Annotated in this window: 7 protein-coding genes and 1 pseudogene; 4 read left to right on the top strand and 4 right to left on the bottom strand. The window is 53.0% G+C overall.

The features are described from left to right. Positions 1–298: 298 nt before the first annotated feature. A pseudogene (locus TU74_RS17490) lies at positions 299–1,465 on the bottom strand (Y-family DNA polymerase); the annotation flags it as partial. 448 nt (positions 1,466–1,913) lie between these two features. Between TU74_RS17490 and TU74_RS17485 the strand changes: the two are divergent. Genes TU74_RS17485 through TU74_RS17470 form a run of 4 tightly spaced genes read left to right on the top strand, consistent with a single transcriptional unit; the run spans position 1,914 to position 5,634 of the window. Further along, positions 1,914–3,401, top strand: coding sequence for a SulP family inorganic anion transporter (locus tag TU74_RS17485; protein ID WP_028692951.1), 1,488 nt, complete (start codon positions 1,914–1,916; stop codon positions 3,399–3,401). Positions 3,402–3,415: 14 nt separating this feature from the next. Beyond that, on the top strand, positions 3,416–4,267 hold the full coding sequence (locus TU74_RS17480) for a universal stress protein (protein ID WP_028692952.1): 852 nt from the start codon (positions 3,416–3,418) through the stop codon (positions 4,265–4,267). 5 nt (positions 4,268–4,272) lie between these two features. Next, positions 4,273–4,626, top strand: a complete 354-nt coding sequence (locus tag TU74_RS17475) for a TraR/DksA family transcriptional regulator (RefSeq protein ID WP_028692953.1) — start codon at positions 4,273–4,275, stop codon at positions 4,624–4,626. Between the two features lie 45 nt (positions 4,627–4,671). Next, positions 4,672–5,634: an SdiA-regulated domain-containing protein gene (locus tag TU74_RS17470; RefSeq protein ID WP_028692954.1), complete on the top strand. Its 963-nt coding sequence runs from the start codon at positions 4,672–4,674 to the stop codon at positions 5,632–5,634. A gap of 82 nt (positions 5,635–5,716) precedes the next feature. Here the strand turns inward: TU74_RS17470 and TU74_RS24760 are convergent, their stop codons facing one another. From TU74_RS24760 to TU74_RS17455, 3 genes are all read right to left on the bottom strand, one after another. Continuing rightward, positions 5,717–6,139, bottom strand: coding sequence for a hypothetical protein (locus TU74_RS24760; protein ID WP_028692955.1), 423 nt, complete (start codon positions 6,137–6,139; stop codon positions 5,717–5,719). Then, on the bottom strand, positions 6,132–7,871 hold the full coding sequence (locus TU74_RS24550) for a tyrosine-type recombinase/integrase (protein WP_223271185.1): 1,740 nt from the start codon (positions 7,869–7,871) through the stop codon (positions 6,132–6,134). Before TU74_RS24550 ends, TU74_RS24760 begins: the two co-directional genes overlap by 8 nt. 98 nt (positions 7,872–7,969) lie before the next feature. Continuing rightward, entirely contained in the window at positions 7,970–9,577 is a 1,608-nt protein-coding gene (locus tag TU74_RS17455) for a hypothetical protein (protein WP_032904191.1), read from the bottom strand. Positions 9,578–9,579 lie beyond the last annotated feature (2 nt).

Raw genomic sequence — 9,579 nt, 5'->3', positions numbered from 1 at the left:
TGCTTTTCGGTCACTTGCTTGACCGCCTGGATTTTGAATTCTTCGGGATAACGCTGGTTGCTCATGGCACCTCCTAATGGGCCTCATTTTAAGGCTTGGAGGTGTCTACGAAACTAGGGGCGATTCATGTATCGGTACTGGCAGAAGGAATAACGGCAATTTAGGCTAGGGACGGCGTGTTGTTTAGTAGTTAAACAGATCCGTTTGAAAACCGAAAATTATGCTCAGCAATAATTATGGCTGAGCCATTATTCGGTTTCCCGATTTTTCGGTCGTTCTTGTCATTGCCACCGTCGCCTCACTTGCAGTACACCGTCCAGAGCTGATCAACACGCGTAGTGAAACTCTGACTCATCATCTCCCTGCGCATGCCCCAATCAGGATCTGAGGGCACCCTGGCAACACGTAGTGTCCCCCTGCCCCACCTACCGTTAATTGCATCCAACACGCTCATGACTTTCTCGGTTGCTTCAGGTTGAGAAACAGAGAAAAGGTCGCCGGTGAATTCGTTAGGCTGCCGCAGATCCATCAGCAGTATCTCCGCCTTGCTGAATTTAAATCCCTCCTGGAACAGCTCGCTCAGGGCCGCGACCGCAGCCTTTGTGATGACCCGTGTGTCGTCCGTTGGATATGGCAGCTCACAGATAACACCGCGAGCATATTTGGGCTCGTCGGGATTGAACATGCCGGTGCGTATGCTCACCCGTACCTTTTTGCAGAGAGAGTTTTGCGCCCTTAGCTTTTCACAGGCCCTGGCTGAATACGTAGCGACGGCCTCTCGGAGAGGTTCGATAGCAGTAAGACGGGTTCCGAACATTCGGCTGCAACAGATTTCCTGCTTCGGTGGATCTATCTCGTCCATCTCAAGGCAGGGAACACCTTGAAGCTCTCTAGCGGTTTTCTCGACCAATACACTGAACCGCTTACGTAAAGTCCAGGGATCGGCCTTGGCCAAGTCCCAAGCAGTGTTGATATCCATTCCCTTAAGATGTTCGGTCATTTTTCTACCGATGCCCCATACATCGCTGACGTCGCAGGCCTTTAACAGCTTGTCTCGGCGAACTGAGTCAGTGATGTCTACGACACCACCGGTTTGGAGTTGCCAACGCTTTGATGCATGGTTTGCGAGCTTGGCCAGTGTCTTGGTTCCGGCAATACCTACCCCCACAGGAATGCCGGTGTAACGAAGCACCTTCGAGCGTATTTGCCGGCCCAACTGCTCCAATGGCACAGTCATTCCGCTTAGGTCACAAAATGCTTCGTCGATGCTGTAGGCCATCGAATTTACAACCAGACTGTCGATAACGGTCATCACTCGCTGGCTCAAATCACCGTAGAGGGCGTAGTTGCTAGAGAAAGCCACAATCCCGTGCTGCGCGAGCTTGTCTCTGATCTGAAAGTAGGGCTCGCCCATCTTGATGAATGGCTTTGCTTCGGCGCTACGAGCAATCACACAGCCATCATTATATCTGAATGACCCTAACAGTTAGTTGAGTGTAAGATATTGATTTATAAGCAAATTAACTCCCTAACATTTTTTTGATTATTTTCCTTCGTTCCTGATGGCGATACTCCTCGACTAAGCCTATTTCAGACGTGGCTTCGCAAAGCAGGGCGGCGGATCGCAATCGACGATAGCTTCACTGTATACTTTTGGCTCCGCATACCCCTTGAGCTACAGGAACACCAGCATGACTGTACTCCAAACGCTCTACTGGCAGCCTACGCCGCCTTAGCGCTACGCCCCCTCGCAACAACCTCGCCTCCGCCAGTTTCGCTGGCGGCTGCGTACTGCTGTATGCCCGGTTCTTACACCCAAAGCGCACAGCAAAATAATCCTCACAATTTGAATTCGTATCGACGCGCTCGCCATTTTCCTGGCATGCGTGCGGTGCATTGCTTTGGATATTCTGATGCTACAAACACTCAAACAAACGTGGTTTTCCAACGTCCGTGGCGACGTGCTCGCGGGGATCGTCGTCGCACTTGCGCTGATCCCTGAAGCCATCGCTTTCTCTATCATTGCGGGCGTCGACCCCAAAGTTGGTCTCTACGCCTCATTCTGTATCGCCGTGGTGATCGCCTTTGTCGGTGGCCGCCCAGGCATGATTTCAGCCGCGACAGGGGCCATGGCACTGCTGATGGTGACCCTGGTCAAGAACCATGGTCTTGAATATCTGCTGGCCGCCACGCTGCTGTGTGGCGTGTTGCAAATTGGTGCTGGCTACCTGAAGCTCGGCTCGCTGATGCGCTTCGTTTCGCGCTCGGTGGTGACCGGCTTCGTCAATGCACTGGCGATCCTGATTTTCATGGCTCAGCTGCCCGAGCTGACCAATGTCACCTGGCACGTCTACGCCATGACAGCCGCAGGCCTCGGCATCATCTACCTATTTCCCTATATCCCCAGGATCGGCAAGCTCATCCCATCGCCACTGGTGTGCATCATCGTGCTGACCGCAGTCGCCATGTCGGTTGGGCTGGATATCCGCACGGTCGGTGATATGGGGGAACTGCCGGATACGCTGCCAATCTTTCTCTGGCCTGACGTGCCGCTGACGTTCGAGACGTTGGCCATCATCTTCCCTTACTCGGCAGCGCTGGCCGTGGTCGGTCTGCTGGAGTCGATGATGACCGCGACTATTGTCGACGACCTGACCGACACCCCCAGCGACAAGAACCGCGAGTGCAAGGGCCAGGGCGTGGCCAACATTGCTTCGGGTCTGATCGGCGGTATGGCCGGCTGCGCGATGATTGGTCAGTCGATCATCAACGTGAAATCCGGCGGTCGTTCTCGTCTGTCCTCCCTGGCCGCAGGTGTATTCCTGCTGCTGATGGTGGTGTTCCTCGGCGACTGGCTGAAGCAGATCCCGATGGCTGCGCTGGTGGCAGTGATGATCATGGTGTCCATCGGCACCTTCAGTTGGGATTCGCTGCGCAACCTGAAGAAGCACCCGTTGTCGACCAACATTGTCATGGTCGTCACCGTTGTGGTCGTGGTGGCCACCCACAACCTTGCCTTCGGCGTGTTGGCCGGCGTGCTGCTGGCCGCGATGTTCTTCGCCAACAAGGTTGGCCATTACATGGCGATCAGTTCTTCGCTGGACGAATCCGGCGAGCATCGTAGCTATAACGTCACTGGCCAGGTGTTCTTCAGCTCGGCAGACAAGTTCGTCGCGGCCTTCGACTTCAAAGAAGCCCTGAACAAGGTAACCATCGACCTGAATCGCGCCCACTTCTGGGATATCACCGCAGTTGCTGCCCTGGACAAGGTGGTTATCAAGTTCCGCCGCGAAGGCACCGAAGTTGAAGTGTTAGGTCTCAACGAAGCGAGCGCCACTATCGTGGATCGATTCGGAGTTCACGATAAACCCGACGCCATTGATCAACTCATGGGCCACTGAGAAGGAGAACAACGATGACCCAAGTAATTGCCTGTATCGACGGTTCCACCTCGGCTCCAGCTGTGTGCGACTACGCAGCCTGGGCCAGTCTGAGCCTGGAAGCCCCGCTGACCTTCTTGCATGTGCTGGATCAGCGCCAGTACCCAGTTGCGGCCGACTTGAGTGGCAATATCGGCCTTGGCAGCCGCGAGCATCTGCTCGATGAGCTTGCTTCCCTGGATGAACAGCGCGGTAAGTTGGCCCTGGAGCAGGGGCGGATCATGTTAACGGCCGCGAAAGAGCGGGCCATGACGGATGGTGTGACCGCGCCGGAGTCCAAGCAACGTCATGGCGATCTGCTGGAAAACCTGCAAGAGCTGGAAAGCGAAACGCGCCTATTGGTCATCGGTCGCCAAGGCGAGTCTAGCGGCGGTCTGAGTCAGCATGTCGGAAGCCAGCTGGAGAGCGTGATTCGTATCATGCACCGGCCAATCCTGGTCACCCCGGCCAACTTCCAAAAGCCCGAGAGCGCGATGCTGGCCTTCGATGGCAGCGCTACTACCCGCAAGGGTGTGGAGATGCTGGCGGCCAGCCCCCTGCTGAAGGGGCTGCCGATCCACCTGGTGATGGTTGGGCCAGTGAACGACGAATCGTCCGCGCAGCTGGACTGGGCGCAGAAAGTGCTGCTCAACGTCGGATTCACTGTTCGCGCCGAGACCCTGAACGGCGAGATAGAGCCTACCTTGCACGCCTATCAGAAAGAGCACGGCATCGACCTGCTGGTGATGGGGGCCTACGGTCATTCGCGCATCCGTCAGTTTCTGGTCGGCAGCACCACGACCAGCATGCTGCGCACCACCACTGGCCCACTGTTGCTGCTGCGCTAACGGCCATGGACGACGCCCTCGATCTTGCCCATTTCAAGACCCTACTGGAACAGCGGGCTGCCGAGCTGGATCGGTTGCTGGAAGACGCTGAGTCTCGCTCGCAATCGGTGGAGTTGGATCAAAGCAAGGTAGGGCGTCTGTCGAGGATGGACGCACTCCAGCAGCAAGCGATGAACGATGCCATCCGCAGTCGGGCGCAGCATGAACGCGTCCGCCTCCAGCTGGCCCTCAAGCGTTGGCACGAGGGCGAGTATGGCTGGTGTAACCAATGCGGCGAGTTGATCGCCTCGGGCCGCCTGGAATTCGATCCGGCCACGCCGTTGTGCATCACCTGTGCGAGCCGCGCCGAGTCGGATTGAAACCATGACAGCTCGTGACGTCAGTCCCAATTAACGAGGCTTCTAATGTATTTGATGGCTAAAAACTGGTTGGGCCGAACACAGAAAACAAGTGCCTGGATGTGGGCACTGCTGTGCTTTGTATTGCTTACCGTATTCCAAGTCCGCACCCATCACCTTGATGATCGGTTGTACTTCTGGATCAAGACCCACTGGCACACCGACGATTGGCAGGAGCGCTCTGTGTGGCTGCCTGACTATCGGGTTGAGCTCGATGCTAAGCCGGTTCCCGGTGTGGACAACAACCTTTCGGGCCTGACCTTCGACCCTGACCTGAACCTGCTATGGGCGGTTACCAACGGCCCAAACGAACTATTGGCCCTCAGTCGTGACGGTGACGTGGAAAGGCGCTATAGCCTGGACGGTTTCCACGATGTGGAGGCGGTGTCCTATGCCGGCAACGGCCAACTGGTAATCGCCGAGGAGCGCCGGCAGAGCCTTGTTATCGTGGATGTCCCCCTCGCCGAAGGCAGTAAGCTTTCTCCCGGTCGCTCATTGAGCCGAGACCAGTATCCAGCTCTGACCTTGGCACTTGGCAAGGCGGACAACAAAGGCCTTGAAGGGCTCGCCTACGACCTGAAAGGTGATCGCTTGTTTGTGACCAAGGAGCGTGACCCTCGCCAATTGCTGGAAGTGGGCGGCCTTCGTGCCAGCCTGGCAGGAGGTTTTTCCCTGCACGTGCGCGACCTGTCCAACTTGGTAAAGGACAAGGTATTTGCCACTGACTTGTCTTCGGTCGTCTTCGATCAACAGAGTGGCCACCTGATATTGCTCAGCGACGAGTCGAAACTGCTGATTGAAATCACCGATGAGGGCAAGGTGGTGAGTTTCCGCTCCTTGGCGAGGGGGTTTGCTGGTTTGCTGAAAGGCATACCCCAAGCCGAAGGCGTAACCATCGACGATGAAGGGTATTTGTACGTGGTCAGCGAGCCGAACTTGTTCTATCGCTTTACCCGCGAGACAGACTGACCAGTCAACAAGCTACAGTCAGGCGTGGCCGGGACGCTTGAACTGTTAGCGTGCGATTTTTACGAATTCTGCGGGTTCCCCATCAGGGCCTAGTTGGCCCTGGTTTCAGAGGGAGTGCGGTGACCTTACCGTTGGCAACCGCCTTCAGCTGAATCATCTCGAATATTAGTCGCTGGTTAACCGAAGCCAGCCGAGCTACCTCCGCTAAAAGCTGATCATTCTCTGCACGGAGCACCCTGTTCTTTTCTTTCTCGCTCATCAACGCTTGATGCTTAGAGTCTCGCTGGGCTCGCACCGACTTGCCAACGATGTTGCGAATCCTTTCCGCTATGCTTGGGTAAGTGTTATGGATGAGTCCCGGAGTCACACCTGCGGCACGGGCAACGGATGTGATGGAAAGCTTTCCGTCACCAGCAATGAGATCGTCGACGACCTTGTTGAGCGCGGCGAGTGTCTTCGACCTGGAGCGAATAGGAGAGTCAGGGCCCACCGCCTGTCTAGTCATTTGCCGCCTCCTCCATTTCCTCAACTGGAGAAAGGCCAAGGCTGGTAATTACATCTAGTGCAACCTGCAAGTCGCGTTCTGCGCGCTGCCTAACAGCCGGGCCTGCATCCTCAATTTTTATCAGCTCTCGCTGTTGAATGTAGATGTCCTGCCAAGTGCTGGCGAAGACTTCATCGATCACCGAATTTTTGCACCCTGGACACCGTGTGGCTTCGTATAGACCAGCACCTCCGCAGCCCCGCTCTGTGGCGATGCACCAGCCGTGTCCAGTCGCACGAATGTTGGCATGTGGGGCGGTCTGGGCAAGCAAAGCAGCTCTATCCTTGATTGGAATTGCCCGCAATTCCACAATCTTTTCGCCAGCGCCCCCTGCCAGTGGCTGATCATCGAGCCATGATTCGATCAGGTCAATTTTAAACTCTGTCATCTGCTGGAAGATCTCATCAAAGAGAGTCAGGTCTTGCTGCGGATTGGATGCATAGAGTTGGGTCATACTCATGCTGCTGTGTTTGAACTGCCATTTGAGGTAGATCAATGAAGTGCGGCCCATACGGGATTCTACAAAGCATCTTGCATATGTTCGCCTGCATTGATGCGTCCTCAACGGCCAATCGCTTCCAGCGGCTTTAGCTATACGGTCAAACGCAGCATTGGATGCTTGCCCGCTGAGAGCCTCAACATGATGGCTTTCCTGAACTTTCCCTCCTTGTGTGTTTCGTCCCAAAAATAGTTTATTCGCGTCTTTTCGGGCTTTTTCGAGCCTAAGGAGATGTTCAGTTGAATACGAAAAATCCCGATTGCTTGCAAGCTGTCTAATCTCTTCATCCAGCTCTTTTCTGATGGGTGCTGAATATTTTGCCAAAAGACTTAAAGCTTCAATCGTTAGTTCTGGCACAAGATATTCGACTTGGCCTTTACCTGTCTTGTGCTCGACTGTGGTCACCCAGCAAAAATTAATTCCATTTCTTAACTCTTTGCGCCAAGCGCCAACCTCAATTCCAATTGCCTCGTCATTGCGCATGCCGCTAGTGATTGAAACTATATACAGAACAGCATCTCTGCAACGAATTGCCATCCGTTCATCACTAGGATGATATCCAATACCATTGACTGCCAATTCGGCCTTCATCTCCCGGACAATGCTTTCGCAATAGTTGAAAATCCTAGATTGTTCATCATGAGGAATGATATCTGTTCGCCCGACGTTTTTAGTGGCAGCACCCAACCCTTTTACATTCGCGACCCCACAAATCCGCCACAATGTCGAATTACCCCAAGGATAACTCTGAATGGGAAACATCGTGTCGACAGAAAACACCCAAAGAAAATCAATAACCCGTAATCGCCCATACAGCGGGAGAGGCCTTAACTTCAATTCATATTTGCAATGATGAACGTAATTGCTGACATGGATCGGACGGACATCTGCAAAGCTTGAAACTCCTAGATTGTTTAACCAGCGAACAAAAGGCATCACGCTGACGACGGCGAAAGTAGTAATGCCCCGTGCGATAGGAGGTTTGGATCTAGGCATTCCTCTTTTAAACCAAGCATAAGCAACAGCTTTGCAGTCATCAATAAGCGCCCGAGGCATGCCCATATCCCAGTTGATGAATTTATAAGAATGAGCAATATTGGCCTGATCAAAAAACGGGCGAAGATCCCACTGTGCATCGCCAAACCTGCTAAGAACGAAGGTTTCTCCATCTTCATTAACGATAGCGCTGATCACGATTGCATCCCGCTCTGCGGGACTTAGACCATTCGCTGAAACTGGCTGTGCGATGAGGACATCATATGCCTTTAACACCGCATTCGTGGTTCTTATGCTCAAATTTCGCCGCCCAATTTTTTCTTCATGAACTCGATTTTTTTAGCCCAGAACAAGTGCGGAGATGACTCAGCCTGAGCCCTTGCTTGCGAAACCAATGCAAGATCAAACTTCTGGGTGAAATCATCTATCAATCGAATATAGTCAAACTGACGCTTGCGCCATGCGCCCCACTCGTCCGTGAGAAAGTATTCGACTTCTGCATACAAGAATTGTTGGTAGCTGAACAGCCGGTATAAGTCCTCCAAGGTGCCTACAATTGCATAGCTAGGGCAACCGAGGCAGTGGATGAATTCAGAACAATGATTGACGCCATCCTTTGGTGCCAGACTACCGTAAAGGCTATCTTTGCAGCCGCCTGGTGGGGTTGGTATAACGTTTATGCCACGTAGTTTGTCCGGAAAAGCCTCCCCAACAAATGTCGCCCCGTCGACCTTGATCTCATCGTTGATTTTCAAATAGTGATTATCGGCGACACCAGGGGTATGACCCATAACGGAGGAAACTTCTATAATGTCGCCACCGCTCAGTTTCCACAAACGGCTTTCCATAGTCTTTCGCAGCCGACTAAGCGTGACATTTAGCCGATTGCCTTGATCATCCTGAAGCGCATGACGCTCACAAATGCTTTTTGCCGTGACATATAAAGCACCGGGTGTAAGGGTAACGATGTCGTTCGAGCGGCCAGGCTGGCCCGAGCGATATAACCACACACATGAAGATATTTCATCAGGTGCCAGTGCTACGAGTGGCTTAGAAATCTCCAGCGCCTTATTGAGGACTGCCACCCCATCCAGGGGAATAGCACTGTACTCATCTAGCAGATTAGTCTGACGGATTGTTTTGCTCTGTGCGCCTTTACCTCGACGTTTGACGGTAGTAATCAACCTGAGATTAGGAATAAATGGGTGAGGCTGTAGGGCATCCCTTTTCATCTCCAAGAGCGGCGTAGTATTGATTCCAGACCTTGCCGCAGTAATTAGTAGCAATACAGCCATCGCCTCCGCGCCATTTCCAAGGAATGTACCCTTATGGATGGCAATAAGATCTGACTTCAAAGCGCCAATCAGCCTTTGCATTTCACCCAAGGTGAGCGGATCTGCATCTTTAGTGCTCTGCGAATTATTAGGAAATGGATTGAGGGGCAAAAGATCGTCAAGATTAACTTCAATAAATCCATATTCAGCCAAAACAACAACTAACGACTTGAAGCTAGTATAGTAATTCTTGGCTGTCGAGCCGTTAGGGTATTTTAGCCTCAGCCAAGAGACGTATCGATCCAAGTGGCTTTTGGTAAGACTGTTTGGCGTTGCAGGTGGCGACTTGACCGAACCTCCACTCAAGAAATTTATAAAAAATCTCAGCCCGTTCGTAGAGTAACCAATCAAGGTCGTCACTGAGAAGTTTCCTCCTTGTAGCAAAGCTTTGATAACGTGAAGACTTTGAATTGCCCAAGCGTCGAAGCCCAAGCCTAAATATTTCGTATGATCGAGTTGCCTGTGGTTTCTCGGGTTTCTCGGCAGGTCAATCTTGATATCATCTTCGACAGCCTCGAATCCTTTTGTAACCGACCGCATAACCGCCTTGTAGCTTTTTTGCCGAGCCAATG

The organism is Pseudomonas lundensis, from assembly GCF_001042985.1.
In the GTDB taxonomy this organism is placed as follows: domain Bacteria; phylum Pseudomonadota; class Gammaproteobacteria; order Pseudomonadales; family Pseudomonadaceae; genus Aquipseudomonas; species Aquipseudomonas lundensis.
This window is presented reverse-complemented; position numbering and strand designations above follow the sequence as displayed.

Excerpts from the sequence above, each read along its gene's own strand:
- TU74_RS17485 (WP_028692951.1), top strand. The coding sequence starts at position 1,914 with ATGCTACAAACACTCAAACAAACGTGGTTTTCCAACGTCCGTGGCGAC.
- TU74_RS17480 (WP_028692952.1), top strand. The coding sequence starts at position 3,416 with ATGACCCAAGTAATTGCCTGTATCGACGGTTCCACCTCGGCTCCAGCT.
- TU74_RS17475 (WP_028692953.1), top strand. The coding sequence starts at position 4,273 with ATGGACGACGCCCTCGATCTTGCCCATTTCAAGACCCTACTGGAACAG.
- TU74_RS17470 (WP_028692954.1), top strand. The coding sequence starts at position 4,672 with ATGTATTTGATGGCTAAAAACTGGTTGGGCCGAACACAGAAAACAAGT.
- TU74_RS24760 (WP_028692955.1), bottom strand. The coding sequence starts at position 6,139 with ATGACTAGACAGGCGGTGGGCCCTGACTCTCCTATTCGCTCCAGGTCG.